This is a genomic window from Methanothermococcus thermolithotrophicus DSM 2095, assembly GCF_000376965.1.
GTDB lineage: Archaea > AGJL01 > Methanococci > Methanococcales > Methanococcaceae > Methanothermococcus > Methanothermococcus thermolithotrophicus.
In genome coordinates this window covers 1-14,969 of the sequence record NZ_AQXV01000022.1, presented here as the reverse complement: position 1 = coordinate 14,969, position 14,969 = coordinate 1, and the positions used below count along the sequence as shown (strand labels likewise).

At 32.4% G+C, this 14,969-nt stretch carries 16 protein-coding genes; 6 read left to right on the top strand and 10 right to left on the bottom strand.

The annotated features are described in order from the left end of the window. Positions 1 to 67 precede the first annotated feature (67 nt). Positions 68 to 307 (bottom strand): hypothetical protein, encoded by a 240-nt coding sequence (locus F555_RS0100960; RefSeq protein ID WP_018153188.1) that lies wholly within the window; start codon positions 305 to 307, stop codon positions 68 to 70. 43 nt (positions 308 to 350) lie between these two features. After that, complete coding sequence (locus tag F555_RS0100955) at positions 351 to 1,364, bottom strand: DUF1786 domain-containing protein (protein ID WP_018153358.1); 1,014 nt, start codon at positions 1,362 to 1,364, stop codon at positions 351 to 353. A gap of 296 nt (positions 1,365 to 1,660) precedes the next feature. Here F555_RS0100955 and gatD point away from each other — a divergent pair, with 296 nt between their 5' ends. From gatD to F555_RS0100925, 6 genes are all read left to right on the top strand, one after another. After that, entirely contained in the window at positions 1,661 to 2,908 is a 1,248-nt protein-coding gene (gene gatD / locus F555_RS0100950; RefSeq protein ID WP_018153357.1) for a Glu-tRNA(Gln) amidotransferase subunit GatD, read from the top strand. A gap of 76 nt (positions 2,909 to 2,984) precedes the next feature. Further along, a complete protein-coding gene (gatE, locus tag F555_RS0100945) occupies positions 2,985 to 4,883 on the top strand; it encodes a Glu-tRNA(Gln) amidotransferase subunit GatE (RefSeq protein ID WP_018153356.1) in 1,899 nt (632 codons plus the stop codon). A gap of 205 nt (positions 4,884 to 5,088) precedes the next feature. Beyond that, the gene (locus F555_RS0100940) at positions 5,089 to 6,585 is read left to right on the top strand and encodes a helicase HerA-like domain-containing protein (RefSeq protein WP_018153355.1); all 1,497 of its coding nucleotides are present in this window, start codon (positions 5,089 to 5,091) and stop codon (positions 6,583 to 6,585) included. A gap of 173 nt (positions 6,586 to 6,758) precedes the next feature. Continuing rightward, positions 6,759 to 7,592 carry a YkgJ family cysteine cluster protein gene (locus F555_RS0100935; RefSeq protein ID WP_026182890.1) on the top strand — a complete coding sequence of 278 codons (834 nt, stop codon included), beginning with the start codon at positions 6,759 to 6,761 and terminating at the stop codon, positions 7,590 to 7,592. A gap of 35 nt (positions 7,593 to 7,627) precedes the next feature. Next, positions 7,628 to 8,155, top strand: a complete 528-nt coding sequence (locus F555_RS0100930; RefSeq protein WP_018153353.1) for a hypothetical protein — start codon at positions 7,628 to 7,630, stop codon at positions 8,153 to 8,155. Continuing rightward, positions 8,130 to 8,696, top strand: coding sequence for a zinc ribbon domain-containing protein (locus tag F555_RS0100925; RefSeq protein WP_018153352.1), 567 nt, complete (start codon positions 8,130 to 8,132; stop codon positions 8,694 to 8,696). The genes F555_RS0100930 and F555_RS0100925 overlap by 26 nt, the downstream gene beginning before the upstream one ends. A 69-nt stretch (positions 8,697 to 8,765) precedes the next feature. Here the strand turns inward: F555_RS0100925 and F555_RS0100920 are convergent, their stop codons facing one another. The 8 genes from F555_RS0100920 to F555_RS0100885 form a co-directional block, all read right to left on the bottom strand. Further along, positions 8,766 to 9,584, bottom strand: coding sequence for an MBL fold metallo-hydrolase (locus F555_RS0100920; RefSeq protein WP_018153351.1), 819 nt, complete (start codon positions 9,582 to 9,584; stop codon positions 8,766 to 8,768). Positions 9,585 to 9,612: 28 nt separating this feature from the next. Next, positions 9,613 to 10,095 (bottom strand): protease complex subunit PrcB family protein, encoded by a 483-nt coding sequence (locus F555_RS08870; protein WP_018153350.1) that lies wholly within the window; start codon positions 10,093 to 10,095, stop codon positions 9,613 to 9,615. Positions 10,096 to 10,099: 4 nt separating this feature from the next. Further along, the gene (gene uppS, locus F555_RS0100910) at positions 10,100 to 10,894 is read right to left on the bottom strand and encodes a polyprenyl diphosphate synthase (protein WP_026182889.1); all 795 of its coding nucleotides are present in this window, start codon (positions 10,892 to 10,894) and stop codon (positions 10,100 to 10,102) included. Between the two features lie 22 nt (positions 10,895 to 10,916). After that, complete coding sequence (mtxX, locus tag F555_RS0100905) at positions 10,917 to 11,660, bottom strand: methanogenesis marker protein Mmp4/MtxX (RefSeq protein ID WP_018153348.1); 744 nt, start codon at positions 11,658 to 11,660, stop codon at positions 10,917 to 10,919. Between the two features lie 132 nt (positions 11,661 to 11,792). Then, positions 11,793 to 11,993: a histone family protein gene (locus F555_RS0100900; protein ID WP_018153347.1), complete on the bottom strand. Its 201-nt coding sequence runs from the start codon at positions 11,991 to 11,993 to the stop codon at positions 11,793 to 11,795. Positions 11,994 to 12,214: 221 nt separating this feature from the next. Then, entirely contained in the window at positions 12,215 to 12,886 is a 672-nt protein-coding gene (locus F555_RS0100895) for a 2,5-diamino-6-(ribosylamino)-4(3H)-pyrimidinone 5'-phosphate reductase (protein WP_018153346.1), read from the bottom strand. Between the two features lie 47 nt (positions 12,887 to 12,933). Next, on the bottom strand, positions 12,934 to 13,335 hold the full coding sequence (locus tag F555_RS0100890; RefSeq protein WP_018153345.1) for a toprim domain-containing protein: 402 nt from the start codon (positions 13,333 to 13,335) through the stop codon (positions 12,934 to 12,936). Between the two features lie 91 nt (positions 13,336 to 13,426). Further along, positions 13,427 to 14,188 carry an NAD+ synthase gene (locus tag F555_RS0100885; RefSeq protein ID WP_018153344.1) on the bottom strand — a complete coding sequence of 254 codons (762 nt, stop codon included), beginning with the start codon at positions 14,186 to 14,188 and terminating at the stop codon, positions 13,427 to 13,429. Positions 14,189 to 14,969 lie beyond the last annotated feature (781 nt).

Below are 14,969 nucleotides of genomic sequence, written 5' to 3'. Positions count from 1 at the left end.
GAAATAAAATTCATAAAATTGAATCATTAATAATAATAATCATCAATATTCTTTTTAAATTATATCTTCACTTCTTTAGATATTCTTTTAGCACTTCTAACAATCCTACACATCCTGTAATCGTACATGGGCAACCTTTAGAAAAGGTTGCATCCCAACCCTTTTTAAAAAGTGTTGGATCCCAAAGTTTGCATCCAAGCTTTTTTAAAGCTTGGTTAGAAAAGGTTGCATCGAAACTTAGGGAATATCTCTCTTTAGATATTCTTTTAGCACTTCTAACAATCCTACACATCCTGTAATCGTACATGGGCAACCTTTAGAAAAGGTTGCATCGAAAATTATAAAATATCTCACTTTGTTCGATATTTTTTTAGCACTTCTAACAATCCTACACATCCTGTAATCATCACATCGCCACCGGGATATGCATATTCTCCGTATTTTTTAAATAATGCTCTGTTTGGTCCTGCAATTAAAACTGTTTCAGGTTCTATTTTATCCAATACTGTTGCACCATGACCCTTGTCATTGAATATTTCCTCATTTGTCAGAGCTCCGTTGGATAACTTTTCAACAATCTCTTTTAATTTTTCAGGTGTTAAAAGTCTAGTATGGTGTTCAAAAAGACCTTTTATTTTTCCATCTTTTATTGAAACCCCTAACGTGTGGCCATTTCCAATATCGAGACCTACAAACTCTTTTATATCATTTTCATTTGCATAACTTAAAATACCGCAAATTGAAGCTACCTTACTGTCCATTACAATACCATTATATTTATTTTCCCTTAAAGTTTCCAATACTGTATCGAATCTTGAAAAATAACCTACTTTATTGTTTTTACCATCAAAATAAAAATCATAAGGATTATCTGTTTCCTTCAGCCTTTCTTCAAAGTATTTAAACCTTGTAATTCTGTCACTTTGTCCCTTAACAAAACCATGATCCTGGCATGCCACACATACAAAATCTGGTTTAAATTCTTCCCCAAACGATGAGAATATATTTTTTAGCATTTCAAAGTCCAAATCTCCAAAAATAACGTTTGGATTATCTATTTTTTCCTTAATGACTATTCCCCTGGCAGTTACTTCTTCTAAATCGTCCCTAATAGTTCTTGCCGCACTTTTGGAAATCTCAACTTTAAATCCTTTTTTCATGTGCTGCATAACGGCATGAGCTACAGGGCCTCCCCCCATTATTTTTCCATCTATTCTAAGATCTTCGTTTATTCCTTTTATTTTATTTGCAATTATTGTTGTTGGAGATGGAAGAATAAGTTTTATAGAATTTTCAATATTTTTGTTGTTGTAGTACAAAATATCCTGAGTCCCCTTCCCAATATCTATGCAAAGAACATTCATAGAACCACCTTAAAGTTGATAATTAAAATATATGATTAAATATACTATTTTTTAATGAAATTTATTTACACTAAGGTTTTAATATTTAACGGTTATTAACTGATTACTAGTTATATATGGATTGTTCTATGAATGTATGGTGGTGTACGTTACACGAAATAATAAATAATAAATAAAATTTATTTTAATTGTTTTATTTGTTAAATTAAACAATATGATGGTTTTTTAATTTTAGATGGAACTGTTTAAAAACTAAATAGCTAATATTACACATTCAATATACAAAAGGTGAAAAAATGGATGTTGGAGACCTTGTAGAAATTCATACCGAGGGCACTAAATACACTGGAACAATTATGCCTTCACTTGATGAAAACACGATAGTAATCAAAATGACCAATGGTTATAACGTTGGAATATCAAAGGAAAAAATCAAAAAAATTGAAATTATCGAAAAAGGGGAACAGCCAAAGTATGAGCTCCCACCACTTAAGATTTCAAAAGATCCAAATTTAAAGAATATCTCTATTTTATCTACTGGAGGTACTGTAGCTTCAAGAGTGGATTATAAAACAGGTGCAGTACATCCAGCATTTACTGCAGATGATTTAATAAGGGCAGTCCCTGAACTTTTGGAAGTTGCCAATATCAAAGGTAAGGCGATATTAAACATATTAAGCGAAAATATGACTCCAAAATATTGGAAAATGATTGCCGAGGAAATAAAAAAAGAAATAGAAAATGGGGCAGATGGGATTGTTATAGCTCATGGTACCGACACCATGCACTACACTGCAGCGGCATTATCCTTCATGATAGATGCAGATGTCCCAATAATTATGGTAGGAGCTCAGAGGAGTAGCGATAGACCTTCTTCAGATTCTGCGTTAAACTTAATAAGTGCGGTAAAAGCTGCAACAGAACCTATAAAGGGAGTTTATGTAGTAATGCATGGAGAAATGAACGATTCTTTCTGTTATTTACATGAAGGTTTAAAGGTTAGAAAACTCCATTCATCAAGAAGGGACGCATTTAAATCTGTAAATACAATCCCTGTTGCAAAGATTGATCCATTTACAAAAGAGATAGAGTATTTAAGAGAGCCAAAAAAACAGAAAAACGGTAAAAATGTATCAATAAACACCAATTTAGAGGAAAAAGTAGCTTTAATCAAGATCTATCCCGGAATCGATAAAGAGATATTCAAATTCTATGTTGATAAGGGATACAAAGGCATCGTAATTGAAGGAACTGGTTTAGGGCATACACCAGAAACTATTTTTGATGGAATAAAATATGCGGTAGAAAACGATGTTTTAGTGGCAATGACTACTCAAACAATTAACGGAAGAGTAAATATGAACGTTTATTCAAATGGAAGGGAACTCCAAAAACTGGGAGTTATTGGATGTGAAGACATGCTTCCAGAAGTTGCATTAGTTAAAATGATGTATCTTTTAGGGAACTACGATCTTGAAGAAGCTAAAAAACTAATCTGCAAAAATTTAGTAGGGGAAATTAAACAAAATCAAATGATTTTGTAGCTCTTCGCTCACTTCGTTCGCTCCGATTAAAGAATTTACCCCTCCTTCATGTTAAATAACAGTTATTGGTGATATTATGGAATTGGATTATGAAAAATTGGGATTAAAGGTAGGTTTGGAAATACATCAGCAGTTAAACACTAAAAGAAAGTTATTCTGTAACTGCCCTACATTGATTAGAGATGACGAACCACACGGAAAAATCGAGAGAATTTTAAGACCTTCCCAAAGTGAAATGGGAGAGATTGACAAAGCCGCACTTTTAGAGTCAAAAAAAGAAAAGAAATATATTTACCAGTACTACAACGATACAACCTGTCTCGTTGAGTTAGATGAAGAACCACCACATTTACCATCAGAAGAAGCCATAGAAACTGCTCTGGAAGTTTCATCCTTAATGAATATGAATATAGCCGATGAAATGCACGTAATGAGAAAAATAGTTATAGACGGTTCAAACACTTCAGGATTTCAAAGAACAATGTTTGTTTCAAAAGAAGGTTTTATTGAAACAGAATTTGGTAAAGTTAGAATAACAAGCTTATGTTTAGAAGAAGATGCCTGTAGAAAAATAGAGGGCGGAAATGACTACACAATATACAACGTGGATAGACTGGGGATTCCACTTTTGGAAATAACCACAGAACCAGACATAACATCTCCAAAAATGGGAAAAGAGGCTGCCAGAAGAATTGGTACCATATTAAGAGCCACAGGAAAAGTAAAAAGAGGGCTTGGAACAATAAGGCAGGATGTTAACATATCCATTAAAAATGGTGCCAGGATAGAAGTTAAAGGGGTTCAAAACTTAGATTTAATCGAAAAGGTAATTGAAAATGAAGTTATAAGGCAGATAAACCTAATAGAAATAAGAGACATTTTAAAAGAAAGAAATGCAGAAGTTTTAGAGGAAATAATTGACATAACAGACTTGCTCAAAGATACAGAATCTAAAATCCTAAAAAATGCGTTGAAAAAGAAAAATGGAAAAATAAAAGCCATACTGTTAAAAGGATTTGGTGGATTGGTTGGAAGAGAAGTTCAACCTGGAAGAAGACTTGGAACAGAGCTCTCAGACAGGGCAAAAGTCTTAGCAGGAGTTGGAGGACTTTTCCACACTGACGAACTTCCGAAATACGGAATCACCCAGGAAGAAGTTGACAAATTAAAAGAATACATGAAAGCCGAAGAAAATGATGCGGTTATACTGGTGGCAGACGAAGAAAGCAAAGTAGATAACGCCTTAAATGCAATTTTAGAAAGGGCAAAAGAATGTTTGATTGGAGTTCCAGAAGAAACTAGGAAAGCTTTAGACGATGGAAACACTTCATACTTAAGGCCACTCCCTGGAGCTGCCAGAATGTATCCTGAAACAGACATTCCTTCAATAAAATTGGAAGAAGAGCTGATAGAAAAAATCAGAAACAATTTGCCAGAAATGCCTGAAGAAAAACTAGAAAGATTCATTAAAGAATACGAATTGAATGAAGATCTAGGAAAACAGATGGTAATGTCCTACTACGTTGATTTATTTGAAGAGCTCTGTAAAACATACAAAAACATAAAACCTACTCTCATAGCAACTACCTTAGAATCCACACTGAAAGAAATTAGAAGGGACGGATATGACATAGAAAAGATAACCGAAGAACATTTGAAAGAAATATTTGATGGACTATCTCAGGAAAAAATGTCTAAAGAAGCCATCATAGAAGTATTAAAAGGATTTGCCGAACACCCTGAAGAAAGCTTAGATAAAATATTGGAAATTAAGGGATTGAAGTCACTTTCAAAAGAGGAAGTTGAAAAAATAATAGATGATATCATAAATCAAAACATAGAAGTCGTTAAAAACAAAGGTATGGGAGCTATGGGAATGTTGATGGGTAGATGTATGGCAGTTTTAAGAGGTAAAGCAGACGGTAAATTGATAAATACCATATTAAAAGAAAAATTAATGAAGCATACCGCATAATGCCTATTATAGCACATCAACATATAATATATTTTAATTTTTTAAATCTATTTTATTTTTTCATTATAGTCGTTCTACAATTAAGTGACTGTTCTATAACTTAATTTTAAATTATAGAAGTTTTAAATAATATATAATTGAAATTAAGGTAATATTATGCGATACATTCGTAGAACGACTCTATATTTTTCATTAGGTGGTAACTTTGGACAAAGAAATATTGGGATATGTTGTAGGGGAAACTGCAACTACGGAGCTCTCATTTCTATCCTACAATGTTCCAGAGGTAGGGGAGTACGTCACAATATACTACGATGGGATAGAAGTTTTAGGAATGGTTGAAGCAGTTACCCAAGGGTGTCCTGTTTTTGAAGATGTTTTAAATGTAAAAGACCTGGAAAAACTGAAAAAATTTGAAGACGATGATTCCTACTACATTATGGGGAAAATAAAGGTTCTCGGCGATGTAAAGAATATGCAAATCCCAAGGATTCCGCCGAGACCAGGTACTGAAGTTTATAAGGCAGAAGAAAGAATTTTAAAAAAGATCTTCTCGAATGGTCATATAGAAATAGGTTCTTTGATTTCAAGAGATATTCCTGTTTGTTTGGATGTGGACAAACTATGCTCAAGACATCTGGCAATTTTGGCAATTACTGGAATGGGTAAATCAAACACAGTTTCGGTATTACTCGAAGAACTAAACAAACTAAATGCTACAGTTTTAGTTTTTGACATGCATAGGGAGTATGCAGACATAAAATCAGAAAATACCACCATACGAAAAAACATTATAAAGCCGAAAATAAATATATACAATATGTCCTATGACTATCTTATGGATCTGGCAGGGGTGGATGCACAGGCCACTGTCCAGAGGGCCATAGGAAGAAAAGCCATTAAGAAGATTAAGGAAAATAGCAAAGAGCATGATTTTAATACTCCTGAAGAATTTATCGATAGGATAATACGTGAACTTGAGGGATATATGGAGTATGACGAGTATAAAGGTAAAGTGGATAGCATCCTTACCCTTATAATGAGATTCGAGGATATGAAGATATTCAAGAAGAAAATGATAGGAATCAACTACAATCCTATAGCCAATATTAGAGAAAACTACATAAATATTTTAGATATTAGCGAATTAGATGAGTTCAGCATAGATACTGTCATATCATACTTCACAAAAGAAATTTTAAATGACAGAAAATTGGCTCTATGGAATACTAAAAAACCTAAACCAATATTCCTGATATTTGAAGAAGCTCATTTGATAGTTCCAGATAATCGAACCACAAAATCAAAAGGTCCTATTTCAAAAATAGCGAGAGAGGGAAGGAAGTTTGGCGTTGGGATCTGCCTTGTATCCCAAAGGCCAAAAACTTTAGATCAGGAATCACTTTCACAGTGTAACAACTTCATCATCTCCAAATTGATTGAACCTAGTGATCAGAGGCACGTTCAGCATGCTTCAGAAAGTTTAAGCGAAGACTTGCTTAAGCAGCTCCCTGGATTAAATGTCGGGGAAGCTGTGATCATAGGACCTTCGGTTAAAATTCCCGCAATAGTTAAAATAAAGAAATTCAAAGGTAAATACGGTGGGGAAGACGTAAAATTTGGAGAGTTATGGAAAAATCAGGAGGACGAATACGAATCCCAGTCTTTAGAATCCGATGACATGTATGGAGGATTGGATTAAGATTCCATTTATAAAAATATTTATACAGCACTTATGGTCGTTCCACGAAGTTAATATAGTATGGATCAAATTGGAAATTTCAATAAGATAAAACATACTAAGTAATATAATTAAAATTTAATAGTATGATATATTAAATAATTGTGGAATGACTATAAAATCCAAAAGGTGGGATCACGAACTGGGAAATAACCTTCGATGGAATAACTTATGAGTGTACAAACTGTACTTACTGCTGTAGTTGTGAAAGCTGGAGAATATATTTATCCTACTTTGACACCCTTAGATTAAGGGGCTATGAAGAATATATTGAAACTACCAACTTTGAAGACTTCAAAAAAAGATTGAAGGTAAATGATAAAGGATGTAGCCTTTTAGATGATAATTTATGTAGAATTCAGCTTGAGAAGGGCTACGATTTAAAACCCACAATGTGTAAATTATTTCCCTTTAGTTTCATGGTTAAATGGAACGGCGACTTACTTTTGATAATCAAACATTTCTGTAAGGGGATCAAAAAAGGACATTGTGAGGATAATACAATTAAACATGTTATAGAATGTTGTGAAGAGCTGTACTTGGATTCATTGGAGGAAATACTCTTAATGGGTATGGAGCAAAGTTCTAAAACCAAATTAAATAAAACTGAAGAAATCTCATGGGAGGAGAGGGAAGAGTTGGGGAGATATATATTCAAAAGTGAAAATTTAGATGAATTATCCGAAAAATGTAAAGAAATATTAAACTATGATATTTCAGAGAGAATTGAAAGTATTAAAAATAATCTAAATAGATTAAAACTAAATGACAATAAATACAAAGAAAATGAAAAAGAAATAATAAGATTCCTAGGGGAGCTCAACAGACGAGAACACTTTAGAAAGCTAGATCTAAAAAAAGAAGTGGATAAGCTTATAGGCATCGGAGAAGAAATAAGTAAATACCGAGATGTCCTAAAAGGTGAAGGAGTTGTGGATTTAAAACTACTAAATCAAATTAATATTTGACTCCCTTAACATCATCATCCATGACACGTGAAAATATGATGAAGAAAGAATACATAATATTATTTTTTATAATAATGATTTTAGCCATATCACCGTTGATATTGTTAGAATATCAAAAAAGCAGATATACGCCTACAGAAGAGCTGAAAAGATTTGGGGTTTACTCGATAGAAAAAAAAACAATTGAAAATAAGGACGTAATTATAGCATACCAAATTAAAAATAAAATTGAAAATAGGCTCCCAGGAGACATAGATCCAGGTAGTAAAGTCGAAATATGTTATATAACATGGTATTTGTTTAATAATTTTGAAGACAGGGACGAAGTTCAGATCATATCATATTATAACAATAGTGGTAAGTTAGCCATTTACTACAAGTTTAAAATTGATAGAAGAGATGCAGAAGTTGCGGGTATTTTAGATGTTCCCAAATCTGAGATTTTCCCAAATGTATATTATTACTATCGTAAAATAATTAAATTAGGAACTTTAAAAGTTAAAGATGTAAATATTCCTTACTGGAGGAGGGTAAACAATGGTAACAATAATACCTATCAATGAAGAAGAGAAAATGAGCATTATTACAGGTCTCAGGAGCTCAGTACCTGCTACAAAATTAATTACCTTAAAGAAAATTGCAGATATTGCCGATATGAGACCTGAATCATTACAATATATGGAAATGACAGACAAGACATCAATAAATGAAATAATCACCAGTATCGAATCAATAGCTGAAATCAACCAAGATGAAGTTTTAAAAAGAGAGGCCATGATAACACTTGAAAAGATAAAAAAGGCCCTCGGGACAAAATTCACTGAAAATATCATATACTGTAAAAACTGTGAAACTGTTGTAGATGTGGGGTGGGAACACTGTGCAAACTGTGGAGCTGATCTTAATAAAATGGAATTTGAAGATGTAGAACCGTGTCCAAATTGTAAAAAGCACACATCTGAAAGTTGGATACACTGTGCACATTGTGGTGTGTCCTTAAAAGAGGAAAATAAAATATTAAGATGTCCGAACTGTAAAAGGCCGATAGATTCAACTTGGATGGTTTGCCCCTACTGCGGATATAGGTTAAAGAAAATAAAATAAGGATAATTAGCCAGTTAACTTAATTTTTTTTGAATTGTTGTATTTAAATCAGTTTTTCGACATGTAATATTAATCTACTATTTTCTTACCAATAATGGATATTATATGAGAATCATTCAATAATTCAATTTTCAAACCAATTTTTGCAGGAATTACATTAACTCCTCCAGTATTCTCATTAATATACTCTGCTTCTTTAATAGGGTTGGTCATCTTTATTCCCATGTGGTTCATAACTACCAATTCAGGTTTTTTACTCATGGCGTTTAGTAAATCTATCAAATCATTTGCACATAGATGCCCAATTACACGTTCATTTTTCTTTCTAATAACATTGGCAATAAGAACCCTGGTTCCATCAAAGTCTTCAACTAAAGACTCTAATAATTCTGTGTCGCTGGTGTATCCAATATCTCCCTTGTGGGTTTTCATCCTAAACCCTATTCCAAAGGGGTCCCCGTGTTTTGTCCTCGTTGCCATTATATCAATATCATAAATACTTACCGAATCCTTGGGGTTTAATACATACCTTTTCTCAGCTCTAGATTGATGATATTTAGATATTGCATTTTCAAAATTTCCATAACCTTCCAATACCGAAAGACCTCCTATAATAATACCATTTTTCCGTGTCATTCCATTTGTCATAGCTTCAGCAATAATTTCAGCATCTGCATAGTGGTCAGGATGACAGTGGGAAATAAAAAGAGCATTTGTATTCCAAGGTTTTATTTTTAATTCCTTCATTCTAACCAATGAACCAGGCCCTGGGTCAACATGTAATCTTGTCTGTTCTGTGTGTATTCTAAATCCACCAGTTCCTCTATTCTGGGTTACAGCTTCCCATCTTCCGCCACCGGCGCCTAAAAATAGTATTTCAACCCTCAACTTCCACCACATCCTACTTATGAGTTCTTTATCGATTTTCCAAAAACACAACATTTTCGTATGATCCATTTACTTCAACAACTTCATAAGGTGACTGTATAACCATTGAACCTTGTTGATTTGGTGATGTTTCATTTACATACACTACAATAGTATTATTCTTTTCCAGTCTAACTATTTTTGTTATTTCAATACCATATCCAATGGTTGGTTTTTTTCCAGAATGTACTTCTATTATTGTTTTATTGTTTGAGACATAACTATTAAATGTTTTTTCGTTTTTTCCATAAACTCCATATTCTAAAATCTTAAAAGGAATGATTTCAGTTTTATTTGCACTATTATTTTTTTTCTGTATTGATTCTTTTTCAGCTATTTTAGGATTATTTTGAATCTTGTTGATACTCTCATTTCCAAAATTAACGGTATTATCAACAGCAGTATGATTTTTTGATACACAACTGCAAAACAGGAAAATGACCAGTAAAAAAATTAAAGTAGTGTATTTCATATCATCACTTTCCAAATCTTCTTTCCCTTCTTTGATAGTCCCTTATAGACCTCAAAAAATCTATCCGTCTAAATTGTGGCCAGTAAGTTTCACAAAAATATAGTTCAGAATAGCTGGATTGCCATGTTAAAAAATTGCTTATCCTTTCTTCTCCAGAAGTCCTTATTATCAAATCAGGATTAGGATAAGGTAAATGAGCAGTATATAAATTTTTAGATATTGTTTCTACTGAAATATCGTCTAAATCCATTTCATTATTTTTTATTTTTTTACCTATCCTCTTTACTGCATCTACGATTTCCTGCTGTCCGCCGTAAGCAATTGCAACATTAACAAAATGGTTTTTATAGTCTTTTGTCCTGTTTTCAGCGTATTCTATCGCCCTTTTAACCCGTTCTGGAAGAAGATCAATTCTTCCTATGGCTCGTATATTGATTTTATACTTGTGAACATCCTCGTCATCTGCCAACTTAATAAATTCTCTTTCAAAAAGATCCATTAATGTATCAACTTCTTCCTTTGGCCTATTAAAGTTTTCAAGTGAAAATGCATAAAGTGTAACCACCTTTATACCTATATCAACACACCATCTTATAAACATTCTAACTTTTTTAGCCCCCAAATAATGCCCTCTTGTAGGTTTATCACCCATAAGCCTTGCCATTCTCCTGTTTCCATCCATAATAACACCAATGTGTTTCGGAAGGTCGTCCTTACTAATTTCATTTTCCAGAATTTTCTCGTAAATTTTCAAGACCCCAAACCTACTCAGAATATTATACAACTTAAGTAAAAGCAAATTTATCACCATACTCCCTTCGTCAAATTTCTCCAATTTCACCATATTCTAAGAATTTAATAGCATTATAGTATCTAGTCCAATCTCCGCCCCTACTGGTATCAATGAACTTAATGTTTTTATCAGTTAAAAGAATTGCACCATACCCTTCAAGGCCACATACTAACCCCAAACATCGAAACATGAGATTGCCAGATATTCCATCTGGAGCCAAAATCACATTAAATCCGTCTTTTAAATATTCCTCTATTAAAATGCCATTATGGCGTATAAATATATTATTATACTCGCCAGGGTTGTTTTTAATATGATTTATAATATTTTCACACTCATCCATTGTTTCATCAACTTTCTTACTTCTGCCATAATCTGAAAGTCTCCCTCCAGATAAGATACCTATTTTTGGCTCTATTTTGTAGTTTTTTAAGAATTTTGCAGAGTATTTTATTATTTGCAGTTTATCATTGATGCCGTTTTCCTCACATATTTCATCTATTCCAACAGGTGCCAGTAAAAAAATACCCTCTTTTAGCGGATTCTTTAAAATTGATGCCCTATAGAATTTTCCTATTTTTTTATTTAAGTATGGAATAACCTCTGAAGAAGATAAAGTCCCCCTTACTGCCCCTTCAACTTCGTTGTTCAATACCATATCCACGAGCTCTTGAGAATCATCTATCAAGGTAACTTGAATATTATCTTTTTTTAATTTTTCATAGGCTTTTAAAATTTCTTCCTTGTTTTTTCCAATTCCAATGGCATACATGGTGCTCACTACAAATGCGTTAGTAATTATAAAAAAGCACATGAATGTTATATAACTATTGAATATTATAGTAAACAAATATAGAATAATTGTAGTGTAAATTAATATAAAAAATAGTAGTATAAAAAAGATTTATTTTAAAGCTAATTTGATATCGTCTGCTTTAACAGTTTTTCTGCCAGCATGTTTAGCTAAACTTACAGCTTCTGTAGCGAAATCCATTGCGATTTCTTCTAAAGCTTCAGCAAGTAAAACTGCTGCTTCTCTGCTTACTCTTTCAGCACCTGCTTTTTTCAAGATTCTTTCCATTGGAGCTACTGGTAATTCAGCCATAGGCTCACCTCTTCATTAATTATAATTTAATTAGGTATTTTTCCAGTATTTAAATCTTTCGGTTTAAATTATATTTTATTTTTAATTATGACGCTTTGAAATTGATACAAATCCCTTACGGGATTTGTTGTCGCACAAAAACCTGAAAGGTTTTCGTCAAGATTAGTAATTCAAATTATCTTGATATTCTATTTAAATTATTCTATTCGGATATATTAAATTTACTTTTTATCCCTTTTTACACCATATTCCATTACAATTCCTTCATCCATTGGGTAGAACTTTTTTAATTCTAACTTAATACACTCATCAACGGTTTTAAATCCATCCCCATCTACATAGGTTGGAGCATTTTTTCCACCAAATATTTTTGGAGCTACGTACACCCTAACTTCATCGACAAGGTTTTCCTTAAACATTCCCCAGTTTAAGGTCCCGCCACCTTCTAAAAGTATTTTCTTTATACCCATTCGGTAGAGCTCCTCCATAACTTCTTTTAAATTTACCTTATCCTCACCTGCTTCAATTACATCTATACCCATTTCTCTTAATTTTCTTATTTTATTTGATTTTTCTTCTGTTTTACTAACTGTAGTTGCTATAACTGTCTTTGCATCGTTGTTTAAAACCCTTGCATCCATTGGAATTCTTAAATTGCTATCCACTACTATCCTTACAGGATTTTGGTCTTTTTTAGCTTCTATTTTGTGAATCGTTAATCTTGGATCGTCCTTTAGAACAGTTCCAATACCAACCATTATTCCATCAACTTCTTTTCTAATCTGATGAACTCTTTTTAAGTCATTTTCTCCAGAAATTCTTGAATCGTTTTCTATTGTAGCCAATTTTCCATCTAAAGTCATACCGACATTGGATATTACATAAGGTCTCATAATATGCCCTCACAGTATATTCGTTCGACATTGAGTAAAAACCTCTTCTAAATTTGGTATATATCCCTTCTTCTTAAAATATATCCATAAAGACCCTCAATATCCTTTAAATCTCCGTGGCTATATCTTAAAATTTTTTCCCTTATTTTCCTATTAACTTTAATGCCTCTACTTTCAAATTCTTCAATTATGTCCTTGGCATGTCTCTTGCCCCGTCTATCAAAGTCAGTTAATAAAATAACTTCTCTCACCCCTTCGGCTATGAGCTCATCTGCAATTTGAAAAATAGGTGTCCCCATAACTTCTATAAAATCCCCATCTATTCCCAGATTTTTTAAAGATTTAATATCCTTTTTTCCTTCAACAAGAATTGGAAATCCTCTTTCCGACTCCTCTTTAAGTTCGTCGATAGTTTCAAGAAGTTTAATTAAAAATTCTCTTTTATTCATGTTTATCACGTGATACGGTAAAACCGAAAATTATCATTTTATCAAGTAAAACAAGGCATTTATAAAAAAATAAAATTAAATGAATAGTATATTATGGCATTGGCAAAGGCTGTGATTTATGTTTGTTTATCTCTATTCTATAGATTATCTCCTTTATTTTTGAAACTGGGACATTCAATTCATCTGAAATCTCTTCAACTTCTTTTCCTTGTTCAATTCCCATTAAAATTTTATCCAATAGTTCATAGGATATCCCGAGCTCTGCTTCATCTGTCTGACCTTTCCATAAACCTGCTGAAGGTGGTTTTTCAATAATTTCTTCTGGAACTCCTAAATATTTTGCCAGTTCTTTAACTTCGGTTTTAAACAGGTTTCCAATTGTTAAAAAATCACTTCCTAAATCTCCATACTTTGTTCCATATCCCATGTAAATTTCGGATTTGTTGGAAGTTCCTGCAACAAGTAAATTACGTTTATTTGCAAAGTAGTATAATATACACATTCTTATCCTTGGTTTTAAATTGCCGTCTGCTTTTTTATCAAATTCTCTTGTTGGAACATACCCCCCAGCTCCAAATGCCTTTAAAACTTCAGTTATATCTGAAATATTGTATTCTATGCCTAATTTATTTGCTACCAATTCTGCATGTTCTTTGTCTAGTGGATTAGAGTTTTTTTCTGGCATTATTACTCCCAAAACTTTATCCTTCCCTAAAGCTTTAACACACAAATAAGCCACTAAGGAGCTGTCAATTCCCCCACTTAAACCAACTACTACACCATTAGCATTTGCCTCTTCAACTTTTTCCCTTATGAATTTGGTTATTTTACTTACAGTTTCCTCTTTATTCATGGTTTCACCATATTTTATTATTTAACTCAATAGTACATATATTATGGTCATGACTTTTAATTTTATTGATTATTTCTTTTTTCTTTAATTATAAAATTTTTTATCATATTATAAATTAATAATTATCCAGATAATTTCTTTTGTTGTCTTATTTTATTGATTATCCATCCGCGTATTATTCATTAGGCGTTATATGTGGAATCTCGAACCGACTACGTTTTATGATTATTGTATATATTTAGATGTTAGAATTTACTAAGATATTGTTTAGTCATGGTGTTAGAGACCGTTTTGTCATATTTTCCTTACAATTTTTGTTTATTTTTCTAATGTGATTGATTTTAGATTTTTATTTTAAAGAATAAATCCAATTATCAAGTCGCACGTCTTTATATATGGAGCTCCAGATCATAGGTTCGAGATAAAAAGTTTTAAATAAGGGAAAATACAACCTTCTTTATAGGGAAATAAGGAAAATTCTTAACTGTTAAAATAAGACCATAGTGGGATGGAAATACCACAAAATATTTAATAGAATTTGCACAAAATCTAAGTTAAAATAAGACCATAGTGGGATGGAAATTTTAAATAATAAAGTTCCTTTGTTAAATCATTATTGCGTTAAAATAAGACCATAGTGGGATGGAAATTCTCCTGAGCAAACAACACAAAGATTGAAATTACTGGTTAAAATAAGACCATAGTGGGATGGAAATTTTCTTCGATGTCTTCTTCTGATAAGTTTGCAAACGAGTTAAAATAAGACCATAGTGGGATGGAA

What these genes read in the sequence shown, in the direction of transcription:
- F555_RS0100900 (WP_018153347.1), bottom strand. Translation starts at nt 11,993, where the DNA reads ATGGCTGAATTACCAGTAGCTCCAATGGAAAGAATCTTGAAAAAAGCA.
- gatD (WP_018153357.1), top strand. Translation starts at nt 1,661, where the DNA reads ATGGATGTTGGAGACCTTGTAGAAATTCATACCGAGGGCACTAAATAC.
- F555_RS0100955 (WP_018153358.1), bottom strand. Translation starts at nt 1,364, where the DNA reads ATGAATGTTCTTTGCATAGATATTGGGAAGGGGACTCAGGATATTTTG.
- gatE (WP_018153356.1), top strand. Translation starts at nt 2,985, where the DNA reads ATGGAATTGGATTATGAAAAATTGGGATTAAAGGTAGGTTTGGAAATA.
- F555_RS0100925 (WP_018153352.1), top strand. Translation starts at nt 8,130, where the DNA reads ATGGTAACAATAATACCTATCAATGAAGAAGAGAAAATGAGCATTATT.
- F555_RS0100930 (WP_018153353.1), top strand. Translation starts at nt 7,628, where the DNA reads ATGATGAAGAAAGAATACATAATATTATTTTTTATAATAATGATTTTA.
- F555_RS0100960 (WP_018153188.1), bottom strand. Translation starts at nt 307, where the DNA reads ATGTACGATTACAGGATGTGTAGGATTGTTAGAAGTGCTAAAAGAATA.
- F555_RS08870 (WP_018153350.1), bottom strand. Translation starts at nt 10,095, where the DNA reads ATGAAATACACTACTTTAATTTTTTTACTGGTCATTTTCCTGTTTTGC.
- F555_RS0100885 (WP_018153344.1), bottom strand. Translation starts at nt 14,188, where the DNA reads ATGAATAAAGAGGAAACTGTAAGTAAAATAACCAAATTCATAAGGGAA.
- mtxX (WP_018153348.1), bottom strand. Translation starts at nt 11,660, where the DNA reads ATGTATGCCATTGGAATTGGAAAAAACAAGGAAGAAATTTTAAAAGCC.
- F555_RS0100895 (WP_018153346.1), bottom strand. Translation starts at nt 12,886, where the DNA reads ATGAGACCTTATGTAATATCCAATGTCGGTATGACTTTAGATGGAAAA.
- F555_RS0100890 (WP_018153345.1), bottom strand. Translation starts at nt 13,335, where the DNA reads ATGAATAAAAGAGAATTTTTAATTAAACTTCTTGAAACTATCGACGAA.